Genomic DNA, 23,022 nt, shown 5'->3' on the forward strand with positions numbered 1-23,022 from the left:
TATTTAAACCATTTCAACGATTGTGTCATAAATGTTATCTGCTAGGCTACAGCCTTTTTTAAGCAGTTCTTCCCCTTTTTGACGATAAGTTGTCACAAAAGCTTCATCCTTAATGCCAGATAAGTTTATGAGAACGTTCAACCATGCTCCTTGTAAGCCTGCTTTGAGGTTTAAAGAGGCAACTCCCAAATCACTAGCCGCGTTGGTGTTTGATTTTCCGACAGCTTTTTGGGTTGTCTCCAAAGCTTCTACCATCAAGACCATCATGTCATAAGGAGACTGGGCTGCTTCTTTCAAAGCACTTTGCATAGCCGTCCGTCTGGCTGCTTTTTCATCATCGGTTTCCTTGGGCATGTCAAAGACTGCTGAAACTAAATTGAAAGCTTCGGTATCCTTATCAATGGCTACTAAGAGTTTATCTTGTAAAGCGCTACTCTTCTTGTGAACGTCTTCAATCTCATCTTGGAAGTCGGCATATTTTTTCTTTCCTAAGGTCAGTTCACAGACCATTTTCGTTAGGGAAATCCCATTGGCCCCTGACAGCGCTGCAGCGGATCCGCCTCCTGGTGCGGGAGCATCTGATCCTAATACTTGAGCAAAATCTCTTACACTTAAATCAACTAATCCCATAGAAACCTCCTATCCAAGTAGATGATTTTCCAAAACTTGTTTACTGTAATCAAAATCTTCAACCTGCAAGTAGTATTCAGCAACATCAACCAAAGCCTTAGCTGGAGCAAGTCCAATCACTTCAGAACCAATAATATTTACCCCGTAGCGCTTAGCTTCAAAACGAATGGTTTCAAAGGTTCGATAAAGTGGGCATTTTTCAAAATTAACCATGTTCATAGACACTTGGGCAATATGGCGATCTTCTAGCATGACACCGATGCCCTTACAGTATTTGTATCCACCACCTGAGCCTCGAATAATTTTAGCTATTTTATTGGCAATATCAACATTGTCCGTATCCAAGTTTACATTGAAAGCTACAAGTGGCATACGCGCTCCTACTGCTGTCACTCCAGCTGTCGGATGGATTTTTCTATCGCCGTAATCTGGAGCCCAGTCATCTTCCAATAATTTTTCTGGCATGCCTTCAAACTGACCTTTACGAACCTTGGCAAGATTTTGACGCTCTGGACGTGTCGCTGAATCTTCATAAAGGAAAATAGGAATACCAAGTTCACTGTTTATACGTTGGGCAACTTTTTTAGAAATGTCAATACATTCAGCTGTGGTGATATCCTTAATTGGCACAAATGGGCAAACATCTGTCGCTCCCATGCGAGGATGTTCTCCCTCATGCTTGGTCATATCAATGTGTTCAGAAGCATATTTTACTAGCTGAAAGGCAACTTCTTGAATCGCTTGGTCATCGCCAACAAGGGTAAATACACTACGATTATGACTAGCATCCGAAGAATAATCTAACAAGGTTACCCCAGCAATACTTTTAGCTGTCTCAACCAGACCATCAATAACGTCTTGATTACGTCCTTCAGAGAAGTTAGGAATACATTCAACAATTTTTGCCATAACAATTTCCTTTCAAGTTATTGAGTTAATAGCGTCTTTTGAATCAACTTCGATAGAGCATCACGGTCGATTTGTCGTACTCAATGACAATCAAAAGCAGACTGAACGACATTGATGAAGATAGAACTGAAAGTCATCAACTCAAGTCAACAACGTCTGCTTTTGATAGCCTATCAAGTACTGTCCGCGTCTTTTGGTTCCTTGTCTAACAGTTAATTCATGTGACTATACCAGTTTTTAGATAACGCTTACATTTTTATTTAAATAAAGTTGCCACTGCTGATGAAACAAGGTCGTCATCAGCTAGGTATGGAATTGTAATGTGATCAGTGTCACCGTGCAAACGATTGTACTCAATAGCTGTTTCAATAGCATGGTCATTTCGTGCCCAGTTACGTCTTGCAACACCGCCCATGGTATCCCAAGCAATCGCTGACTTAACAATCTCATCAACACGTTCGCTACCATCTAAGACTAAGCCAAAGCCACCGTTAATAGCTTTACCAATACCAGTACCACCGCCGTTATGAAGGGCAACCAAACTCATACCACGCGCAGCATTACCAGCATAACACTGAACTGCCATGTCGCAAGTAACGTTTGAACCGTCTTTAATATTTGAGGTTTCGCGGAAAGGTGCATCTGTTCCAGAGACATCATGATGGTCTCGACCAATCATGACTGGACCAATCTTACCTTCACGGACTAATTCATTAAATTTAAGGGCAATATTGACGCGTCCTAAACAGTCTTGGTATAAAATACGCGCCTGTGTACCAACAACCAATTGATTTTTCTCAGCATCACGAATCCAGTTGTAGTTATCTCGATCTTGGTAGCGACGATTTGGATCAATGGCTTCCATGGCAGCATGGTCAGTCGCAACCAAGTCATCATGATTGCCACTCAAGCAAACCCAGCGGAATGGACCGTAACCATAGTCAAACAACATCGGACCCATGATGTCTTCTACGTAGGATGGCCAGATAAAGCCATCTTTATCATCAATACCATTTTTAGAAATTTCTTTGACACCTGAGTCGTAAACAGATTTCATAAAGGCATTACCATAGTCAAAGAAGTAAGTTCCATTTGAAGTTAGTGTCTTAATGGCTTCGAAATGGCGGTTTAAGGTGTCATCAACCATCTTGCGGAAGGTTTCCTTATCTTCAGCCAATAGTTGAGTTCTTTCATCAAAGGTGATCCCTGCTGGACAATAACCACCGTCATACACATTGTGACAGGACGTTTGATCTGACAGCAGATCAACGTGAATACCTTCTTCATTGACATACTCAAGCAAATCAACAATATTGCCATGATAGGCAATGGAAGTCGACTCCTTAGCGTCAAGCGCTTTTTGAGCCAATGTTAGAGCTTCTTCTGGAGTTTCTGCAATTTGGCTGACCCAACCTTGAGAATGACGTGTCTCGATACGAGATTGATCGACTTCTGCCACAATTGCTACCGCTTTGGCAATCTCAGCAGCCTTGCCCTGTGCGCCACTCATACCACCTAAACCAGATGAGATAAAGAGTTTACCAGTCAAATCGCCATCATCTGCTACACCAAGTTTTAAACGACCGGCATTCAAAAGAGTATTAAAAGTACCATGGACAATCCCCTGAGGTCCTATGTACATCCAACCCCCAGCAGTCATTTGTCCATAATTGGTAACCCCCATTTCTTCAGCGATTTCCCAATCCTTCATATTGTCATATTCGCCAACCAAAAGTCCATTGGTAATAATAACACGAGGAGCCTCCGGTTTTGAATGGAACAAGCCGACAGGGTGACCTGATTCAACAACCAAAGTTTGATCTTCAGTCATCACTTCAAGGTATTTTTTGATGAGCTGGTACTGCATCCAGTTGGCACAAACAGACCCTGTTTCTCCATAGGTAACTAATTCATAAGGATAAAGGGCAATTTCAAAACTCAAGTTATTGTCAATCATAACCTGCATGGCTTTAGCTGCTGTGCAATTTCCCTTGTAATCATCGATTGGTTTGCCATAAATGCGTTCTTTAGGTCTCCAACGATAGCCATAAATACGACCTCGCGTTTTGAGTTCTTCCAAGAATTCTGGAATCACTTCTTCGTGAAATTTTTTAGGAACATATCGTAACGCATTTTTCAAAGCGAGTTCAGTTTGCGCTTGAGTTAAACGAAAACCTCTATCGGGTGCGCGTCGAATACCGTCTTGAAATACCGTCTTCTCAGGTAGCACATCATCTAATTTAACTGTCATTGCTGATGCAATGTCTGCTTCACTAAAATATGACATAAAAACGCCTCCTCAAAATATTATTGTCGATGATAGTTTAACAATGGATGGTCAATAAAAAGTCTTTTTATGAGGAACCTAGCTAAAAAGATAAAAAAAGATGCTACTCAGGCTTTTTTGACTAAAATTTGACGCTTTATGGGTAATCTAATAGTATTAACTCATACAATCAACTATAAGGAGGTTTTACATGGTTGCTGATATTTTACTCACGCATTTCAATCAGGTTTTCTGTCCAAATGATCCAGGACACCCTCTCTTCGGTCAGGAAATGAATGATACCCAAATCCTTGAAGACGGATATATTGCTATAAAAGATGGCCTTATTCTAGCCGTTGGGTCAGGTCAACCTGACGCTTCTTTGATCGGTCCAGAAACGGTGACCCACTCTTATGAAGGGAAAATTGCAACTCCAGGCATCATCGATTGCCACACCCATCTTGTTTATGGAGGCAGCAGAGAACATGAATTTGCTAAGAAATTAGCTGGCGTTTCTTATTTGGACATTCTGGCACAAGGCGGAGGAATTTTAAGTACCGTTAGAGCGACCAGAGAAGCTAGTTTCGACACTCTTTATCAAAAATCCAAGAAACTATTGGACTATATGCTACTGCATGGGGTTACGACTGTCGAAGCTAAAAGTGGGTATGGCTTAAATTGGGAAACTGAAAAACGGCAACTCGATGTTGTTGCCGCCCTCAATAAAGACCATCCGATTGATCTCGTTTCGACCTTCATGGCAGCACATGCTATCCCAGAAGAATACAAAGGCAAGAGTCAAGCCTATCTAGATCTCATCGTTGAGGAGATGCTTCCAGCGGTTAAAGAAGATAATCTAGCAGAATTCTGTGATGTCTTTTGTGAAAAAAATGTTTTTACTGCTGAGGAATCTCACTATTTATTAAGCAAGGCCAAGGAAATGGGCTTTAAACTTCGTATTCATGCCGATGAGATTGCCTCCATTGGAGGTGTAGATGTGGCAGCTGAACTTGGTGCAACCAGTGCAGAGCACCTGATGATGGCAACAGATGAAGGTATTGCCAAAATGAGCGAAGCCAAGGTTATTGGGAATTTGCTGCCAGCAACAACCTTTAGCCTCATGGAAGACACCTACGCTCCAGCTCGCAAAATGATTAACAAGGGTATGGCTATCACACTTTCTACCGACAGTAATCCTGGCAGCTGTCCAACCGCTAATATGCAATTTGCTATGCAACTTGGCTGTTTCATGATGGGGCTAACTCCCGTAGAAGTTTTAAACGCTGCCACTATCAATGCTGCTTATTCGGTTAATCGCCAAGATAGCGTTGGTAGCTTCACAGTTGGAAAAGATGCCGATATTGCTATTTTTGATGCACCAAACATCGACTACCCATTCTATTTCTTTGCTACCAATTTAATCCATCAAGTTTATAAAAAAGGTCAATTAATGGTAGATAAAGGACGGATTGTTTAAATGGAATCAAGCCTAAAAGGAGTTTAAGAAATGCCTAAACTCCTTTTTTCCTGCTTTATTTTCACATTATTCAGGCTAAATGTGTTAGCGCCATCAAGATAATATTTCAACTTGACTCAAAAAGAGTTTTAAGGTAGAATATAGTTTGTTATGGCGGTATAGCCAAGTGGTAAGGCACGGCTCTGCAAAAGCTTGATCGTCGGTTCAAATCCGTCTACCGCCTTTTTATACCTGATTTAACAGGAATTAACCGAATGAAAGCCCGTAAAATCGGGCTTTTTTGCTTTTCTCGTTCGGTTACATTCGGCTAAATATTTAAAAGTTGGTGGGCAAAGGGTATAACTTACTTGAACACCTCGCCCAAAAACTTTTCAAGCGTTATCACTTCGACAGTCTCACTATTTGAGATAGGGTCGTTTGGCATCCAATTGTTTTTTTTAAAAATTTAAGTCCATGTTTTTTCCGCCGCGTTGTAAAATGAAGTGCAACAGAAAAGACATGTTCCTCTGATATACTAAAGTCGCCAAACAAAGTATAAAGGAAATATGAACATGTCCACTAATCATTCTACCACAAAACAAGCCTATCACCATCTTTCTGAAGCAGAACGTGGGAAAATGGAAGCCTATCTTTCAGAAGGATTGAAACCAGCTGAAATTGCGAAACGTTTGAGTCGAAATCGCTCTACCATCTACCGTGAACTCAAGCGTGGAACTGTCAGGCAAGTTAAACAGATCAACGGAAAGAAAGTTTACTACGAACAATATGTCGCAGAAACTGCTCAGATTCGTTATTCTGAGGGTAGAAAAGGAAGTTACTATCTGAAACTTGAGAAAGTATCAGAAGCTTTCTTGTTAGCTTTCACAGAAGCTATGCAAGCTAAACCCAGAATTCATAGTGTAGATACTTTTGCCTATTCTTATAAGCTTGAGCATCCTGAGGAAGTTGTTCCCAGTACCAAGACGCTTTACAATTACATCCACCAAGGTTTATTGGACATCAAACCAATTGACCTGCCTAAAGTTGTCCGCATTCGTAAAAAGACTAAGAGCCGCCCATCAACTAAGAAATACCTTGGAACTTCTATTGAGAAGAGACCAGATGATATCAACGATCGTTCAACTTTTGGGCACTGGGAGATTGATTCTGTTCTTGGTTTAAAGACTGCTGGAGAGCCTTCTATTATGACTCTAGTTGAGAGGCAGACTCGTTTTGCACTCACCATTAAACTTCCTAAAAAGAGAGCTGAGTACGTTAATCAGGCTGTTTTAGACTACATGGAAAGCTATCCAATAAAATCAATAACAGCTGATAATGGAAGTGAATTTGCGTTACTAAGCGACCTAGAGGGTGTTGATATCTACTTTGCACATGCTTATTCATCTCACGAACGTGGGACAAATGAGAACTTCAATGGTTTGCTTAGAGAGTTTATACCAAAAGGAGTCTCACTTAAAGGACTTACTCTAGATGACTTAGAGATGTATACCCAAGCTATTAATGATAAACCAAGAAGAATACACAACTATCAGTCTTCTAAAAAACTGTTTGAGCTAGCTCAAACAGTATAAAAATCATTGACTTAGTCTGATGAACACTGTGTTGCACTTAACTTGACAACTGGGGCCATGTTTTTTCCTTTATCTATTCGAAAAAATTTTTGGAGCAGTGCAATTTTTTTGATGCCTTATTTTGGGAGACTAGCGCCTTTGCCACCAAATGTTTTTTACTTTTTTAACTAGCAAAGTCCATTACAAGAGACTGATTGAAGAAGCCGTTTAAACGTCAAAAAACGCTTCTACCTACATGACAAAGCACGTCGCGCTCAAAAGGCTTTTTTCATTTCTATGGCCTCTTTTCTGCTATAATAGAAGTATGACTAATGCAAATAATAAACTACTTTTAATCGATGGATCATCCGTTGCTTTTAGGGCCTTTTTTGCCCTGTATAACCAGATTGACCGTTTCCGTAATCCTAATGGCCTTCACACCAACGCTATCTACGGTTTCCACCTCATGCTAGACAATCTCATGGAACGCGTACAGCCCACTCACATTTTGGTGGCCTTTGACGCAGGTAAAACTACCTTCCGTACCGAGATGTACGCTGATTACAAGGCTGGTCGTGCCAAGACACCTGAGGAATTTCGCGAGCAGTTTCCCTATATTCGGGAAATGCTGGCAGCTCGTGGCATTAGCTACTATGATTTGGATAACTATGAAGCTGATGACATCATCGGAACACTTGATAAGATGGCTGAGCTAGAAGATTTCGACGTCACGATTGTATCTGGTGATAAGGATTTGATTCAATTAGCTGACCATAATACGGTGGTCGAAATTTCAAAAAAAGGCGTAAGCGAGTTCGAAGAATTTACCCCAGCCTACCTGATGGAAAAAATGGGCATCACACCTGAACAGTTCATTGACCTCAAGGCGCTCATGGGCGATAAATCTGATAATATCCCTGGCGTTACTAAAATCGGTGAAAAAACTGGGCTTAAATTGTTGCTTGAACATGGTAGTCTGGAAGGGATTTACGACAACATCGATGGCATGAAACAGTCCAAGATGAAAGAAAACCTTATCAATGATAGAGAGCAGGCCTTCTTATCTAAGACGCTAGCAACCATCAACACCAAAGCACCTATCACTATCGAGTTATCGGACACTGTTTACATGGGACCGAAAGTTGATGATTTGGCTAAATTCTACGACGACATGGGCTTTACCCAATTCAAAAATGCCTTGGTGGGAGAGGCTGAAACACCAACTTTTGAAAGTCCATTTGAAGAGGTCAATGCGGTTTCTGACAAACACTTCAGTGACCAAGATTTCTTCTACTTTGAAATGCTCAATGACAACTATCATGTCGAAGACATTATCGGCTTTGCTTGGGGGACTAAGGAAGCCATCTACGCCTCTACTGACCTAGACTTGCTACAAGCGCCAGCCTTCCAAAAAGCACTGGCTAAGCCTATGCAGACCTTTGACTTCAAACGAGTCAAGGTGCTACTGAGTCATCATGGCATTGACATTCCTGCCCCTAGCTTTGACAGTCGTTTAGCCAAGTACCTACTATCCACTGTTGAGGACAATCAACTATCCACTATCGCCCGTCTCTACACAGCTCTGCCTTTAGAAAGCGATGAAGTGGTTTATGGAAAAGGTGCCAAGCGTGCGGTTCCTGAAAAGGATACGCTGCTCAGCCATTTGGCTAAAAAAGTCCAAGTTCTTATCGAGAGCAAGGAGCCTATGTTAGCCAAGCTAGAAGAAAATGACCAAATCGACCTCCTCTTTGATATGGAGCAGCCGCTAGCAAATGTTCTCGCTAAAATGGAAATCGCTGGTATCAAGGTCAATGGTGGCACTTTAGCTGAAATGGCTCTAGAAAACCAAGTCGTCATCGACAAATTGACCCAAGACATCTACGAGATGGCTGGGCAAGAGTTCAATATCAATTCCCCAAAACAATTGGGTATCTTGCTCTTTGAAACCATGGGATTGCCGCTCGAATATACCAAGAAAACTAAAACGGGTTATTCAACAGCTGTTGATGTTTTGGAACGACTAGCCCCAATTTCACCAATTGTGTCTAAGATTTTGGAATATCGCCAAATCGCTAAACTACAATCAACCTATTTGGTTGGTTTACAAGAATACATCCGCGATGACGGCAAAATCCACACGCGTTATGTACAGGATTTGACGCAAACTGGTCGCTTATCATCAACTGATCCTAACCTACAAAACATCCCAATACGGCTGGAACAAGGTCGTCTCATCCGTAAAGCCTTTACCCCTTCAACTGATAAGGCTGTTCTCCTTAGCTCCGACTATTCACAAATCGAACTTCGTGTCCTTGCTCACATTTCAGGTGATGAGCATTTGATTGATGCTTTTAAACACGGTGCGGACATTCACACGTCAACAGCTATGCGTGTCTTTGGCATTGAAAAACCAGAAGATGTGACTAGCAACGACCGTCGCAATGCTAAGGCTGTTAACTTCGGTATCGTCTATGGCATCTCAGATTTTGGCCTTGCCAACAACCTGGGTATCCCACGCAAACTAGCCAAGGAATATATTGAAACCTATTTTGAACGCTACCCTGGTATCAAGAATTACATGGAAACGGTCGTTCGAGAAGCTAAGGATAAAGGCTACGTTGAGACTCTCTTTAAACGCCGCCGCGAATTACCAGACATCAATTCACGTAACTTCAATGTGCGGAACTTCGCTGAGCGTACAGCTATTAACTCTCCTATCCAAGGAAGTGCTGCGGACATTCTCAAGATTGCCATGATTAACCTAGACAAAGCTCTAATAGACGGCAACTTCAAGACCAAAATGCTCCTTCAAGTGCATGATGAGATCGTGCTGGAGGTTCCTGAGGATGAAATCCCCGCAATCCAAACCTTGGTCAAAGAAGTTATGGAAGCAGCCGTTGAGATGACGGTTCCCCTTCTAGCTGAAGAATCATACGGAAAAACTTGGTACGAGGCTAAATAGACGATTCTAACTCCAATTTTAATGCCTTATGCGGCATGCTGACCGAGCAAAGACATCCTTCTCTTAGCCAGAATGATTACAATCCGCATCTCGGTAGGTCATTAGAACCTAGGCAAAGCACAGAAGGTAACCAACCCTTCTCGAACGTAAAAAATCGAGAACTTGACCTTTACATCATTAGACAACAAACCCCTTAGAAGTATTAATTTGACAATGTTTCTAAGGGATTTTTGTTTTTCAACCTAAAGAAAAAAGATTGAAGACAATGGTCCGAAATGGACTGTTTCTTCAATCTGAAGTTATTCTTTTTAGGTAAGTTGTTCTCTAATAAAGACACCATCTGTTTAAGTTTGTTTTAAGACAGTTGGTTTATACTCTCCTTATCCTAAAAATTTTTCATAACTCTCCGAAAACAAGTCCATCTTCGTGGGCTTGTTTTTATCATGCTGATACAGGCGCTTAAAGGCGCTATAACAAGCTAAGCTAATGATAATAAACACAATCGGTACACCAAATGTCTGCAAACTAATCAAAAATGCGGTATGAGGCGTTTGTTCTTGGTTGCTTACATAGCCTGCAAGATGTAGTCCAAAACCACTTCCTAAGGCGGTCACAGAGGTTGACAGTTTAGCTAACAATAATTTTCCCGCTGTTAAAATAGCAGGGAAATTCTTTCCCGTCTCTGACTCATTGACTTCAATGACTAAAGACAAATCATGCGTCGCTGTCACCATAAAAAGACCCGATCCTATTTGTTTAATTGAGGCAAACAAAAATAAAAGAGGAATATTACTTGGCAGAATTTGCCCCAGTGCAAATAAGCCACTCATTCCCAATACACTAAGTGCGGCCGATAAATAAAATATGCCCTGTTTTGACAAATACTGATTTAATTTTAGGTAAAAACCGGCTCCAAATAATTGCGCTAAAATCGTAAAAGCATAAATCGAGTAGAAATACTCCCGATTAATACTATACTTGAAATAATAAATATTATAAGCATTCATCCATTCAAAAGATAATTGAAAGAAAAAGAAGTATAAGGCATAAGCAAAGAACAATTTATTGGACAAAAGAACTTGAAAAATCTCCTTAGGAGATACCGATTTGGAGACAATTGCTCTTGGTTGGAGATTTGGCAAATGTGGATAAGCCAACAAGACAAAGCTTGCAACTAAAAAAGCAATCACTAGTGTTAAGCTAGAAAAGCCCCTGTTTCCTCCAAATAAATGCAATAAAGGTAAGGCTGAAGTAAAACAAATCAAAGCCGCAAAACTTGAAAAGAAAGTAGCAACACTGGATAAATGAGCACGTGTGTCATCATCTGTAGAAAATCTGGGCAATAGTGACCAATAACTAACATCCATCATCGTATAAAAAATATCGAGTATAAAATACAAAACGCAAACCGCAACAACAATCAACGGCTTTGGCATATAGCTATTAACTGAGAATAGCGCCATAAACACTATAAGAGAACTAATGATGCCGATAAGGTAACACTTTTTAAGATACTCAGAGAATTTCTCCAACAAATAAGCAGCTAACACATCGCTAAAAGCGTCGAAGAAGCGATTGAAAAATAAAATCCCTCCAACTAAAGTAGTCGCTAATTGCAAACTATCGGTTAAATAGAGCATGAGTAACCCGCCTGAAAAACATAAGAGCAAGTCTTTTGAAAATCCTAACATTCCGAAGGCAAGTATTTGTTTTTTTGTCATAACGATAACCTTTTTATAAAATCTTTAGAATATCCTAGCATGCAAAACTATATTTGTCTACTTTTAAAAAATAAATTATAATAACTAAAACTGTTTTTATAAAGGATTTTAAATATGAAAGCAAACGAACGGTTATTAGAGATGTTTATTCACCTCACCAAAAACCATGAGTTAACAAAGAAAGAATTGACTGACATGTACGGCGTTTCAAGTTCTTCCATTCAGCGGGATATCCAGGCCCTTAAACTAGTTCTAGGACAATTTATTGACTGTGAGGATAAAGAGATCATCCTTCAACCTAGCAAGGGAGTTTACCGATTAAATAGAGACTTGCTAGCTAAAATCGGCTTAGGTAATCTTTCCCTACTAGAAGATCATAAACTGTTAGCTATTCTTAAAGTAATCATTAGCAGTAGAGCTTTCACTGAAAAGGAGCTTGGTGATCTTTTAGAGGTTTTAACACCTGATGATTTTGTTTATAAAAACCTCCTCAAGAATGAGGTAACCTTTTACAAAGGTGTGCCTAGCCAATCCATTTTTGATAAATTAGAACTGATTCTGCGAGCTATCTCAGAGCAAAGAATGATTTCCTTTAGCTATACGAAATATTTTAAGACAGTGCAGTTTACTAAAATGGTTGAAATGATTTTCTTCAGTGACATGTACTTTTACATCGCAACAGCAAATCATACGAGTGAAGACGATATTCACGTAGAAAAGCTTAATAAATTCCGCATCAATAATATGGAACATATTAAGCTTTTAGACAAAGGCAAGACAGCACCATATCATCAACGCTTTCAACCTATTGACTTAACACATCGGACCGGTAGTTTTGCCTTCTTTGGAAAACCCATTGAAGTCATGATTGACTTTTATTACGATCCTATCTATGTTCTTGACCGTTTTCCCAATCATCGCATTGTCTCACAACGAACTGAAAATGGGGAAACCGTCACTCGATTATTACTTGAAACCAATGACGGTTATGGCTTAAAAATGTGGCTACTGATGCAAGGCAAACAAGTCAAGGTGATTCGCCCCCAATATCTAAAAAAAGCTATCCAAGAAGAATTACACCAAGTTTTAAAATTATATGATGACTAAAAGCGGCTCTTTGTCAACTGTAGTGGGTTGACTTATAGCTAACACCGAGAGAGGACCAGTTTGGTCTTCTCTTTTGTTGTGTTCAAAGCAAGATAAATCCGTTTTTTGAAGTTTTCGAAGTTCCTAAAGCCAAAAGCATTTCGCTTAATGACTTTAATAAGGTTGTTGGTGGCCTCTAGTTTGGCATTGGAATAAGGTAGTTTCAGAGCATTAATAATCTTCTCTTTGTCTTTTAGAAAGGTTGACAAGACGGTCTTGAAGATGGGATGGACCTGTTTGATGGTATCAGAAATGAGTTCAAAGAAGTGTTTCTCCTGCTTTTCTTGGAAATGAAAGAGAAGGCATTGGAAGAGTTCATAGTGGTGACGTAGCTCATCAGAGTAGTTCAAAAGACGTTGCACAATCTCTTGATTGGTCAAGTGCATGCGAAAAGTTGGACGATAAAACCGTTTATCGTTTAGGTTACGACTATCTTGTTGGATGAGTTTCCAGTAACGTTTCAAGGCCTTATAGTCGTGAGATTGACGCTCAAATTGGTTCATGATTTGGATACGGAGACGGTTCATAGCACGAGATAACTGTTGAACAATGTGGAACCTATCGAGAACAATCTTCGCCTTAGGAAACAGTTGCTTAGCGATGTCATAATAGGGACTAAACATATCCATGGTGATGACTTTGACACGACTGCGCACCTTGTGAGAATACCGCATGAAATGATTTCTGATGACAGCTTGCGTCCGCCCATCAAGGATAGCGATAATCTTGTTAGCATCGAAATCTTGGGCAATAAAGCTCATCTTTCCCTTCTTGAAAGCATACTCATCCCAGGACATGTTCTCAGGTAACCAGGTTAAATCGGTCTTGCACTCAAAGCGGTTGAGTTGCCGATAGACAGTTGACACAGAGATAGACAGGTCTTCAGCGATTTTTGTCATTGCTTCACGGCTCATGAGTTTGTCGGTGATTTTGTGGTTAATGATGTTGGGAATCTGATGATTTTCTCTGACTAGAGAGGTCTTAGCGACAGCCATTTTCCCACACGCTTGACATTTGAAGCGACGCTTTTTGAGACGAATCAGTACTTTACAACCCGCCATTTCCAGATAGGGAATTTTGCAAGGCTTTTGGAAATCGTACTTTGTCATTTTTCCTTGACAATCAGGGCATTGCGGGGCATCATAATCTAACTTGGCATGATACTCTCTGTGAGTGAAGAACTTGTCAAATGTCTTTTCAAAAGTGATGTTAGGGTCTTTAATGTCAAGCGAATCTTTGATATAATCTAATTGTTCCATATGAGTCTTTCTAATGAGTGGTTTGGTTGCTCTTCATTATAAGTCATATGGGACTTTTTTGCTATATTCAAAAAGACTCCATAATCTCCGAGAAGAATTTACCCACTACAGAAATTATAGAGCCCTAAAAGCTAGAAAACTTCAACTAGCTTTTTTCATTGGAAAAAAATCTATTTTTTTGAAAATTTCGCTATCTATGCATATTGTGCATATGTTGTTTAGTAAAATAATAGAGTAATCGTCATATTTGTTCTCATCTAGGAAGATTAAACTATAAAGGAGATTAAGGAGATTCTAGAAAATATGAAAAATAAAACACTTAAAGGGACATCCCTTGTTACTCTCGCACTAGCAGCAAGCGGTGTTACAACTGCCGTACATGCTGATGACGCACAACCTACGGTAAATCCATCTGTCGAGACGTCACAAGTGACACAGTCAACTGAGACAACACATGTCACAGATCAACAACTTGACGGAGCAAAACAACAAGTTGCAACGACTAAGGCTGCTGCCGATCAAGCAAAAGATGTTTACGAGGACGCATCTCAGTCTGAAGGCGTTCAGCAAAAAGTCGTTGAACAAGCAACTACAGACGTCACAACTGCTGAGCAAGCTTCAACGATGACAACTGATCAGGTTAAAGCTGTTGAGTCCGAGGTTGCTCATGCAACAAGTGAGTTGCCTCAAGCTGAACAAAGCGTTGAACAAGCGCAGCAATCAGTTGATAAAGCTCAATCCGCTGCTGATCAGCCTGTAGCACCAATTGTTGACCAAGAAGCAGTTGATACCGCACAAGCAGAGGTGGCAACTAAGTCAGAAGACGTTAAAACAGCACAAGCTGAACTTGATCAGACATCTGCTAAATTGAAATCAGCTGAGTCTGAAGCTAGTGACGCTAAAACGTTGCTAGAACGCGTTGGCTCTGACGAACGTTCTGTTTACAAAACAGATTTTGACTTCAAAGAAAAATACGGCATTACAGCATCTCAATTCTGGTCATCTATCGGCGGACAGTCAAACGTTCTTGCAAAAGATGCTAAAAAATCAGATTTGAGTGAGCAAAACAATCTATATGGCGATGTGTCACAGTTCACAATAGATCGTTTCAGTCGTTTATATGGGACTGACATCGACGAGGCTGATCAGAATTGGGAACTTGATGTGAATAACCTAACTGATTTTGAACTACGCACGCTCACTAATTACGCAGCTAATATGATTAATGGCTTACGCCGAGCTTTGCAAGAGCAATTGCGTAAAGAAGGCTCAGACATTGTCATGCCGCTTGTTCAATTCACAGAAGAATCGTTAGCATCAGCTCGCAAGTACAACGAATGGTTAGTAAAACATTACCCTGCAGGCTTTAAGGGCCACGTTATGCGCGAAGCGCGCAAATCACCTGAGTTGAAAGGCACATTGATTGAGAATACTGTAGGCGAATCTATTGGCAATGGTCAACTCTGGCGTGATCGCCCGACGACTATGGCTAAACTCAAGGACATTTTAACAGACCAGATCGGGCAAATGGCGTTTGAAGATTATTTCGCTAACCACGGTCACACAAGTATGATTCTTGCGACTGACGCAGCAAGTTACGGTAATACTGGAGTTGAGACGTGGACATTTACGCCTGTTCGTTTCGAGGACGGCGCATTCAAGTTCTTATTCAATATGCGTGAGAATGCTGATCCTAAATTGAAAGAACCGAAAAAACTGGCTACAGTTTCAGATGAGGAGCTTGCTAAAGCTAAAGCTGCTGTACAAGCAGTAACAAATCTTGAGAAAGGCGTGAAAGCTGCTACAGATAAACTAACTTCTGCTAAGTCTGCTTTGTCTTCAGCTGAGCAAAAATTAGCCACCGCTAAGAAAGGCGATGCGGCTGCTGCAAAAGCTGAGACGTTGAAACGACTCGATGCGCTTGAAACAGCTAAAAATAAACTTGTTGAGGCTCAAGACAAAGTCAAAGCGTTGAAAGCTGTTATTGCTGACGGTAATGCTAAGCTCAAAGCCCACAACTCAGGTGTTCAGTCACTTGCAGATGCTAAATCTAAATTAGCTAAGGCTGAGAAAGACTTGGCTAATGCTAAAGCTAAGACAGCGAGTGCAAAAGTTGCGTATGATAAAGCGTTAGTAACCTATCAAGATGCTAAGTCTGAATATGCTAAATTACTTGCTGCCCGTGATGCTGAACAAGCTGTTCAAGACACAACTAAACCAATTGACAAACCAACAGATGTCGAACAACCAGGTGAAACAGATGAGCCGGTGGTCACAGATGATGAAGAGAACGTTAAACCTATCATTCAGATTGATCCTGAGACAGGCTTACCTCTCATCGACAATACGCCTCAGGACGTTAAGCCTGATACTGTGAAGCCAACAGACGCTAAAACAGACATTGAGCAATCAACTAAGGCTGATCCGTCTCACTTGCCAATTGACCTTGAGACAGGCAAGCCGATCATCGATAAGACGCCTTCAGAATACCAGCCAACTGGCAATGCGCAAAACAGTGGCATTAGTGCTCACAAAACAAAATTAGACAAAAAAGATGACGATAGTTATAACAAACAAACTCCTTTAAGAACAGGGATCACTCAAAATAATGATGGTTCACTTTCTTACAGTCGTGTTGCAGCCAATAACACCCTGCCAAGTACAGGAGAAAGACATAGCAATAATCCCCTTATTGGTGGATTACTACTACTATCAGGACTTTTCTTTTATAAAAAAAGAAAGTCAAAAATTTAGGTATAACAACATCAAAATTAATATTACAGGAGGTAATAACTAACATGAAAAAAACGACAATCTATTCTTTACTTGCAACTACTGCACTTGCGACAGCCATCATTCCAACTACTATCACACATGCTGAAGACAGTACGACTGTATCCTCTTCAGTCTCAGAACATTACAACGAGTTATCCCAAAACCTAGATAATATCGCCAAGAAAGCCAAAGAATCTGTCAATGCTTCAACGCTTTCAGACACAGACAAAATAAGTATGACTACCAAAATCGATGGTCTACTTGATCGTTGGCAAGAAACATTAAAAGGCGATCTAGCTCTGGGCAGCAGTAGTAACATCTTTCTCACTAACGATTTTGAAACTGCCAGAGACAACATAAATACTGAAGTCTATAGAGCACAACAGATAGCTAAAGTCACAGATCATTACAATAAAATCGTTGCGCAGGCGGATACGCAAAATATCTCACATGAAGACTTAGATAAAACTTTCGATAACAATTTGTATGAAATGAAGTCTGTTGGATCTAAGTCAATTATTCAATCATCTGAAGAAGAGCTTACCAAATTTTTGAATGAATTTGAGGAACAAAAACTATCTAAAAATGGGCAAACCACTGCCCCATCCAGCACAACAGCGTCTACAAGTTCATCAAGCACTAGTTCAAGTAGTAGCCCTAAGCTAGAAACCTCAAAAACTGAAACTGATCAATCATCATCAACTACTCAAACAGAAGATGCTAAAAATAGTAAAACAGACATGAGCGATGATAACTTTGACTTTAACAAACTAGTCGGAACATGGAAAAATGGTAAAGGAAGTACGATTATCATCAATGCTGACGGAACCTATGGTGGGGATGGAACAGGTCATCTTGGTAAGAATGGGACCCGTTACGATAACACCAACATCTGGTCTGTCGGGATCAAGCCAGATAGTAATGCGCCTGGAGCACTAGTCTTTTATGCACCAGCGGGTACCGCTTATCCGGATCGTGGACGTGGTAAAGATGCTAGTAATATCAATAAAGACCGAATCATACTAACAAATGCCTATCCTGAAGGCATTGCTGATGAGGTCTACTATCGTGATACGAAAAACACTAAAGCAACTGGTAACGTTAAAAATAGCACTGATTCCAATAAGAACAATTCCGGTAAAATTGATGGCCTTACAGGTACGACATCAACAGCCGATCAAGATAAGAATAAGGTCCCTACTAATCAGTCTACCCCGGCATCAGCACCTCAAAAAGACACTAAAGCAAAAGCTAAACAATTCAGTCTCCCATCAACTGGTGATACGCAAAGCATTATTACTATAGTTATTGGAATCGCTGTTATTGTCCTTGCCGGATTCTTTGGCTATAAATCTAAAAAACAAAAATAACCCTAGCTGATAAAGCTAAAAAATGACTAGCATCTCATCAGATACTGGTCATTTTTATTAAAAATTAAAGTATTCAGGAAATTTTATGAAACAAAACATAAAGACAGTCAGGTTGTTATTCCTTCTATGCCTCTTCCTATCAGCCTGTTCTTCCAAAAACACTGCCAATCCCCAATACCAAGAAAACCCCACTGAGACCATAACGTCTAGTAAGAGTCCTAAAGCCAGAATAACTACAAAATCGTCAGCAACTTCAAACTCCTCAAGCGCAACAAGGTCTAGCGAGAATTCTAAAGCCAAAATGACTACAGAATCGCCAGCGGATCCAACCTCCCCAAACATGCCATCGTCATCTTCTCAAGAGTCACTCCAATCATCAACACCTTGGAATCCTGAGAAAAGAAAACAATTGGCAACTTTTATGGACGCTTGGGGGCAAGAAATGGGGCAATATCCTTACGAAGACGTGACAGACATTTCTGTTGGTCTTCCCATTATTTACCAAGCCAGAGATGTTCTAGATGTTGGCTACTCTGAGGATAAGCCGACCAATCATGAGTACACTATCGTAGCTACCTACCAATATCGCTGGAATATCAAAGCTTATCATCGCTACCATTTCGCCTTAAAACGTGATGGAAGTCCGGTAGTCCTGTATTCTGGAAGTGCTGTTATTGTCTACAATTCTGATAATACGGTTAACTCTCCTTATAATGTTATGGGAGAGACTGAAAACCAGGATCTCAAAGATGCCTTTGCTAAAATTGTATATTCTGAAAACTAATCATCTTCACAAAAGGATATTAACATGAAAAAAATACTCAATTATATTTGGACAGCTATTTTAGCCCTACTCGTCCTGACAGCTTGTAGTTCTAAACCAAATGTAACAAACCATCAACAGCGTTTATCACAAAGCTTGCAAGATAACAAACAAGACATTTATTATATTTTTAAACGAGATGACACTTCTCCTTTTCAATATGACCATAATGATACGCCTGATTCCATTGTGATTAAAAAGAATGGATACTATGAAACCTACTGGTTAGCCAGTATGGAGCAACCTCCAAAAGGGTTTACCTTAAAGGCACTTTCTAAACTCTCTGACAAAGACATTATTCATAAATTGAAGCAACTGGATGTTGTATCGGTAGATCAAGCTATTAGTGAAATCACAGCAAGCGATGACAGGTATGCTTCTAAACCTGCTAAAGAATTTGGAGTGGGATTCAAGCTTCTTATTCATTCTGAAAAAGGGAGTAAGAAGACCCAATCCGAGACTGTTGAAGTGCTTAGCACAGCAACCAATGAACGTTTTACAACACTCAACCAATTGGACCAAAGTAAAACCTTTACCTTTTCCAAGTCCACTTACAACGGATTAGCCAAAACAAATGAAAACGGCGACACTTTAGAGGGCATTTTCCGTCGCTCGAAAAAGAAGGTCGTGCTTGATCAGCCAGCCTCCCATGATAACTTCCAAATAGACATCACTCTTTCTGAAAAAGACATCCAAAAGATAGCTCAGCTTAATCAAAAAATTGATGAAAAAATGTCAACAAACGATTCCTCCAGCCAATCAAAAGAGCAATCAACTGAAGTCTACCAAGAGTCCAGTGCTAGAACACCTTGGGATGCTGCAAAAAACAAGAAACTTGCGGACTTTATGGTGTCTTGGGGACAAAGTATGGGACAATACCCTTACAAAGATATTACGAGTGACGTTGCCAGAGCAAACATCACTTTTGATGGACAAACACTAGCTGATATTACTTATTCAGAAAATGGCATTAGCAATGCTGAATACACACTAGTCGCAAGCTACGAGCATTGGTATTCCGATATGCAATTGCACCGTTATCTCTTTGTAATCCGAAAAGATGGAACACCACAAGTCCTATACTCACTCAATAATCAAGGATTTTCAGCTAACGGCATCGATTTTGTCTACTACATAGCAAAAGAAACTGAAAATACCGATCTTAAAAAAGGGTTTGCTGATATTGTTAATTGATACCAACTGCCTACGACAAACCATTCAATTAACGATGTTTACATCAATAAAAAGATGTTATTGACAATACCCAATAACAATACCTAAAGTTGAAAACAAAAATCTAAGAGAACTCAACTATGCTTAAATCAACTATCTTGACAACCGTTCTAAGTTGCCAAGAAAAGAAAGAGCAGGCAAGTCTCCCAAGCAATCCGTTTGACCATTATCGCTTGTCTTAGCGTTGAATAAGTTCATTCTTTCAAGTTGCAAGTGATAAACATTTGATAAGCTTCTATGTAATCGAAACATTTTCCGCATAGATAGCCTGAGGGCATGTCGACTAGAAAGCTTTTAAATAGTCAACCTTAAAAACGAATGGTTACAAAAAATAAGAATCTGAGACGTCTGTCTCAGATTCTTTTTAACTATTACATCATTCCACCCATTGGATCCATGCCTGCTGGCATTGCTGGGCTTTCTGGTTCTGGTTGGTTTGCGACAACAGCTTCTGTTGTTAAGATAAGGCTAGCAACTGAGGCTGCATTTTGAAGGGCTGAACGGGTTACTTTAACAGGGTCAATGATTCCTGTTTCAATCATGTCTACCCATTCACCATTTGCAGCATTGAACCCTGTTCCAACTTTGCTATTTTTAAGTTTGTCAATAACAACAGAGCCTTCATAGCCCGCATTGTAAGCAATCTGACGAACTGGTTCTTCAAGTGCACGAAGAACGATGTTGCGTCCTGTTGCTGCATCATCTTCAAGTTCAAGAGCGGCTACTTTGTCAATCACATTAACAAGTGCTGTTCCACCACCAGCAACGATACCTTCTTCCACTGCGGCACGTGTCGCGTTTAAGGCATCTTCAATTCGCAACTTCATTTCTTTCAATTCTGTTTCGGTTGCTGCACCAACCTTGATCACAGCTACACCGCCGGCTAACTTAGCAAGGCGTTCTTGTAACTTCTCACGATCAAAGTCTGATGTTGTTGTCTCCAATTGAGACTTAATCAAGTTAACACGATTAGCGATAGCCGAAGCTTCACCTGCTCCCTCAACAATGACCGTGTTATCTTTGTCAACAGTAATTTTCGCTGCTTGTCCAAGAGCTTGCATTGTTGCGTCTTTAAGGTCAAGTCCAAGGTCTTCTGTGATAACCGTTCCGCCAGTCAGGATAGCGATATCTTCGAGCATAGCTTTACGACGATCACCAAAACCTGGTGCTTTGACAGCTACAACATTGAATGTTCCACGAATTTTGTTAAGAACTAGAGTTGGTAGAGCTTCGCCATCAACGTCATCAGCGATGATAAGCAGTGGACGATTGGTTTTGAGAACTTCTTCAAGAAGTGGTAAGATGTCCTGGATGTTTGAAATTTTCTTATCCGTAATCAAGATAAATGGATTTTCAAGATCAGCAACCATCTTCTCGTTATCAGTTACCATGTATTGTGACAAGTAACCACGGTCAAACTGCATTCCTTCAACCACTTCAAGTTCTGTTTCCATACCACGAGATTCTTCGATAGTAATAACACCATCATTACCCACGCGCTCCATAGCTTCAGAAATGTATTCCCCAACTTTTTCAGAACGTGATGATACCGCTGCAACTTGGGCAATCGCCTCTTTCCCAGAGACAGGTTGAGCAATTTCTTTAAGATCAGCAACTGCTGCAGCTACCGCAGCTTCAATACCACGACGGATACCAATTGGGTTTGCACCTGCTGTCACATTTTTAAGTCCTTCACGCACAATTGCTTGTGTCAAGACAGTGGCTGTTGTGGTACCATCTCCAGCAATATCGTTCGTTTTTGAAGCCACTTCAGAGACTAATTTAGCCCCCATATTTTCAAAATGGTCCTCTAGTTCAATTTCTTTAGCAATGGTTACACCATCATTTGTGATAAGTGGTGAACCAAAAGCTTTCTCAAGAACAACATTGCGTCCTTTAGGACCAAGTGTTACCTTCACTGTATCTGCTAAAATATCAACACCACGCACCATACTTTCTCGTGCATCTGCTGAAAATTTAATATCTTTTGCCATAATTTAAGATATAAAGGGCATCAAACGAACAATAGCAAAATAGGGAGCCTGCTTAGACGCTAGCGTCTAAATAGTGTTCCTCTTTTTGCAGCCATCCCTAGCCCGTATTCAGTTTCAACCAATACGGACTAACCCTTTCTCCTTTCTAGTCTTTCTTACTCTACAATCGCAACAATATCTGACTCACGGATGATTGATAAGTGATCATCACCGTCTTTGACATCAATCCCTACGCCATTTTCAACTAAAATCTTATCGCCTACAGCAACGCTGGGCGCTACTAAATCGCCATTAAGTGTACGAACACCTTGTCCTACGGCTACAACAACTGCTGTCTGAGTTGCTTCGTGAGAAGCACCCGCTAGCACAAAACCGCCAACTGATTTCTCTTTTACTTCTTCAAAAGTCACGACCACACGATCGCCTAATGGTTTTAACATCATATGCCTCCATAAGGATTATTTTCATAATAGCTTTCGAAATAAACTGCATTAGCACTCTTGACAACAGAGTGCTAGCTATTACAAAAACTATTATAGCACTTGGTCAAAAATAGTCAAAATAAAAACGCTAAAAACTAAAATGTTTTCAGCGCTTTATTGTCTTATTTTGATTGACTAAGTTTGATTTCAAAATCTTCGATGACTTTCGAGACATTTTTCTTACCTCGATAGATACCGTAGCCAAATAATAGCATACCTATACTACCAATAATGATTAAGACGAGACCTAAAGCTGTTACCCATAGATTAACCAGATGAAAGAGGGCGAACAAAACCACTCCGATACTTGACACAATAAAGAAGAGTGAGAACCACCGTCCTAAATTTTCAATCATATGTTTTTGATAGGCTATCTCTGTCTCATAACCTTTAATCATTTTTTGATTCGTCATCAGATTTTACTC

The 23,022-nt window shown here is 40.3% G+C and carries 16 protein-coding genes and 1 tRNA gene; 9 read left to right on the top strand and 8 right to left on the bottom strand.

Annotation, left to right across the window (positions count from 1 at the left end):
- Nucleotides 1–3 precede the first annotated feature (3 nt).
- The 3 genes from A2G56_RS06315 to A2G56_RS06325 all read right to left on the bottom strand — a co-directional run bounded on the left by A2G56_RS06315 (nucleotide 4) and on the right by A2G56_RS06325 (nucleotide 3,826).
- Nucleotides 4–630: a cyclodeaminase/cyclohydrolase family protein gene (locus tag A2G56_RS06315; protein ID WP_062710521.1), complete on the bottom strand. Its 627-nt coding sequence runs from the start codon at nucleotides 628–630 to the stop codon at nucleotides 4–6.
- 9 nt (nucleotides 631–639) lie between these two features.
- Nucleotides 640–1,539 (bottom strand): glutamate formimidoyltransferase, encoded by a 900-nt coding sequence (gene ftcD / locus A2G56_RS06320; RefSeq protein ID WP_062710525.1) that lies wholly within the window; start codon nucleotides 1,537–1,539, stop codon nucleotides 640–642.
- A gap of 256 nt (nucleotides 1,540–1,795) precedes the next feature.
- Complete coding sequence (locus A2G56_RS06325) at nucleotides 1,796–3,826, bottom strand: urocanate hydratase (RefSeq protein WP_062710528.1); 2,031 nt, start codon at nucleotides 3,824–3,826, stop codon at nucleotides 1,796–1,798.
- 190 nt (nucleotides 3,827–4,016) lie between these two features.
- Here A2G56_RS06325 and hutI point away from each other — a divergent pair, with 190 nt between their 5' ends.
- The 4 genes from hutI to polA all read left to right on the top strand — a co-directional run bounded on the left by hutI (nucleotide 4,017) and on the right by polA (nucleotide 9,794).
- Nucleotides 4,017–5,282 (top strand): imidazolonepropionase, encoded by a 1,266-nt coding sequence (hutI, locus tag A2G56_RS06330; RefSeq protein ID WP_062710531.1) that lies wholly within the window; start codon nucleotides 4,017–4,019, stop codon nucleotides 5,280–5,282.
- A gap of 152 nt (nucleotides 5,283–5,434) precedes the next feature.
- Nucleotides 5,435–5,505 (top strand) — tRNA-Cys (locus tag A2G56_RS06335).
- 328 nt (nucleotides 5,506–5,833) lie between these two features.
- A complete protein-coding gene (locus A2G56_RS06340; RefSeq protein WP_172793788.1) occupies nucleotides 5,834–6,853 on the top strand; it encodes an IS30 family transposase in 1,020 nt (339 codons plus the stop codon).
- Between the two features lie 304 nt (nucleotides 6,854–7,157).
- Complete coding sequence (gene polA, locus A2G56_RS06345) at nucleotides 7,158–9,794, top strand: DNA polymerase I (protein ID WP_062710537.1); 2,637 nt, start codon at nucleotides 7,158–7,160, stop codon at nucleotides 9,792–9,794.
- Between the two features lie 380 nt (nucleotides 9,795–10,174).
- Here the strand turns inward: polA and A2G56_RS06350 are convergent, their stop codons facing one another.
- Nucleotides 10,175–11,515, bottom strand: coding sequence for an MFS transporter (locus A2G56_RS06350; RefSeq protein ID WP_062710540.1), 1,341 nt, complete (start codon nucleotides 11,513–11,515; stop codon nucleotides 10,175–10,177).
- A gap of 114 nt (nucleotides 11,516–11,629) precedes the next feature.
- Here A2G56_RS06350 and A2G56_RS06355 point away from each other — a divergent pair, with 114 nt between their 5' ends.
- Entirely contained in the window at nucleotides 11,630–12,622 is a 993-nt protein-coding gene (locus A2G56_RS06355) for a helix-turn-helix transcriptional regulator (protein WP_062710543.1), read from the top strand.
- Between the two features lie 38 nt (nucleotides 12,623–12,660).
- Here A2G56_RS06355 and A2G56_RS06360 read toward each other — a convergent pair whose 3' ends face one another.
- Complete coding sequence (locus A2G56_RS06360) at nucleotides 12,661–13,920, bottom strand: ISL3 family transposase (RefSeq protein WP_062708466.1); 1,260 nt, start codon at nucleotides 13,918–13,920, stop codon at nucleotides 12,661–12,663.
- A 303-nt stretch (nucleotides 13,921–14,223) separates the two neighbouring features.
- Between A2G56_RS06360 and A2G56_RS06365 the strand changes: the two genes are divergently transcribed.
- The 4 genes from A2G56_RS06365 (at nucleotide 14,224) to A2G56_RS06385 (ending at nucleotide 20,082) form a co-directional block, all read left to right on the top strand.
- Nucleotides 14,224–16,674 (top strand): SEC10/PgrA surface exclusion domain-containing protein, encoded by a 2,451-nt coding sequence (locus tag A2G56_RS06365; RefSeq protein ID WP_062710546.1) that lies wholly within the window; start codon nucleotides 14,224–14,226, stop codon nucleotides 16,672–16,674.
- Nucleotides 16,675–16,718: 44 nt separating this feature from the next.
- A complete protein-coding gene (locus A2G56_RS06370; RefSeq protein WP_062710550.1) occupies nucleotides 16,719–18,065 on the top strand; it encodes an LPXTG cell wall anchor domain-containing protein in 1,347 nt (448 codons plus the stop codon).
- A gap of 301 nt (nucleotides 18,066–18,366) precedes the next feature.
- Nucleotides 18,367–18,849 (top strand): DUF4767 domain-containing protein, encoded by a 483-nt coding sequence (locus tag A2G56_RS10250; RefSeq protein ID WP_157761206.1) that lies wholly within the window; start codon nucleotides 18,367–18,369, stop codon nucleotides 18,847–18,849.
- A gap of 24 nt (nucleotides 18,850–18,873) precedes the next feature.
- A complete protein-coding gene (locus A2G56_RS06385) occupies nucleotides 18,874–20,082 on the top strand; it encodes a DUF4767 domain-containing protein (RefSeq protein ID WP_062710558.1) in 1,209 nt (402 codons plus the stop codon).
- Nucleotides 20,083–20,492: 410 nt separating this feature from the next.
- Here A2G56_RS06385 and groL read toward each other — a convergent pair whose 3' ends face one another.
- The 3 genes from groL to A2G56_RS06400 all read right to left on the bottom strand — a co-directional run bounded on the left by groL (nucleotide 20,493) and on the right by A2G56_RS06400 (nucleotide 23,010).
- On the bottom strand, nucleotides 20,493–22,115 hold the full coding sequence (gene groL, locus A2G56_RS06390; protein ID WP_062710561.1) for a chaperonin GroEL: 1,623 nt from the start codon (nucleotides 22,113–22,115) through the stop codon (nucleotides 20,493–20,495).
- A gap of 155 nt (nucleotides 22,116–22,270) precedes the next feature.
- The gene (groES, locus tag A2G56_RS06395; protein ID WP_172793789.1) at nucleotides 22,271–22,555 is read right to left on the bottom strand and encodes a co-chaperone GroES; all 285 of its coding nucleotides are present in this window, start codon (nucleotides 22,553–22,555) and stop codon (nucleotides 22,271–22,273) included.
- 164 nt (nucleotides 22,556–22,719) lie between these two features.
- Nucleotides 22,720–23,010, bottom strand: coding sequence for a hypothetical protein (locus tag A2G56_RS06400; RefSeq protein ID WP_062710568.1), 291 nt, complete (start codon nucleotides 23,008–23,010; stop codon nucleotides 22,720–22,722).
- Nucleotides 23,011–23,022: the final 12 nt, after the last annotated feature.

The organism is Streptococcus halotolerans (genome assembly GCF_001598035.1).
Classification (GTDB): Bacteria; Bacillota; Bacilli; order Lactobacillales; family Streptococcaceae; genus Streptococcus; species Streptococcus halotolerans.

Excerpts from the sequence above, each read along its gene's own strand:
- A2G56_RS06385 (WP_062710558.1), top strand. The coding sequence starts at position 18,874 with ATGAAAAAAATACTCAATTATATTTGGACAGCTATTTTAGCCCTACTC.
- hutI (WP_062710531.1), top strand. The coding sequence starts at position 4,017 with ATGGTTGCTGATATTTTACTCACGCATTTCAATCAGGTTTTCTGTCCA.
- A2G56_RS06370 (WP_062710550.1), top strand. The coding sequence starts at position 16,719 with ATGAAAAAAACGACAATCTATTCTTTACTTGCAACTACTGCACTTGCG.
- A2G56_RS06325 (WP_062710528.1), bottom strand. The coding sequence starts at position 3,826 with ATGTCATATTTTAGTGAAGCAGACATTGCATCAGCAATGACAGTTAAA.
- A2G56_RS06365 (WP_062710546.1), top strand. The coding sequence starts at position 14,224 with ATGAAAAATAAAACACTTAAAGGGACATCCCTTGTTACTCTCGCACTA.
- groL (WP_062710561.1), bottom strand. The coding sequence starts at position 22,115 with ATGGCAAAAGATATTAAATTTTCAGCAGATGCACGAGAAAGTATGGTG.
- A2G56_RS06350 (WP_062710540.1), bottom strand. The coding sequence starts at position 11,515 with ATGACAAAAAAACAAATACTTGCCTTCGGAATGTTAGGATTTTCAAAA.
- A2G56_RS06360 (WP_062708466.1), bottom strand. The coding sequence starts at position 13,920 with ATGGAACAATTAGATTATATCAAAGATTCGCTTGACATTAAAGACCCT.
- A2G56_RS10250 (WP_157761206.1), top strand. The coding sequence starts at position 18,367 with ATGACTACAGAATCGCCAGCGGATCCAACCTCCCCAAACATGCCATCG.
- A2G56_RS06400 (WP_062710568.1), bottom strand. The coding sequence starts at position 23,010 with ATGACGAATCAAAAAATGATTAAAGGTTATGAGACAGAGATAGCCTAT.
- polA (WP_062710537.1), top strand. The coding sequence starts at position 7,158 with ATGACTAATGCAAATAATAAACTACTTTTAATCGATGGATCATCCGTT.
- groES (WP_172793789.1), bottom strand. The coding sequence starts at position 22,555 with ATGTTAAAACCATTAGGCGATCGTGTGGTCGTGACTTTTGAAGAAGTA.
- A2G56_RS06355 (WP_062710543.1), top strand. The coding sequence starts at position 11,630 with ATGAAAGCAAACGAACGGTTATTAGAGATGTTTATTCACCTCACCAAA.
- A2G56_RS06315 (WP_062710521.1), bottom strand. The coding sequence starts at position 630 with ATGGGATTAGTTGATTTAAGTGTAAGAGATTTTGCTCAAGTATTAGGA.
- ftcD (WP_062710525.1), bottom strand. The coding sequence starts at position 1,539 with ATGGCAAAAATTGTTGAATGTATTCCTAACTTCTCTGAAGGACGTAAT.
- A2G56_RS06340 (WP_172793788.1), top strand. The coding sequence starts at position 5,834 with ATGTCCACTAATCATTCTACCACAAAACAAGCCTATCACCATCTTTCT.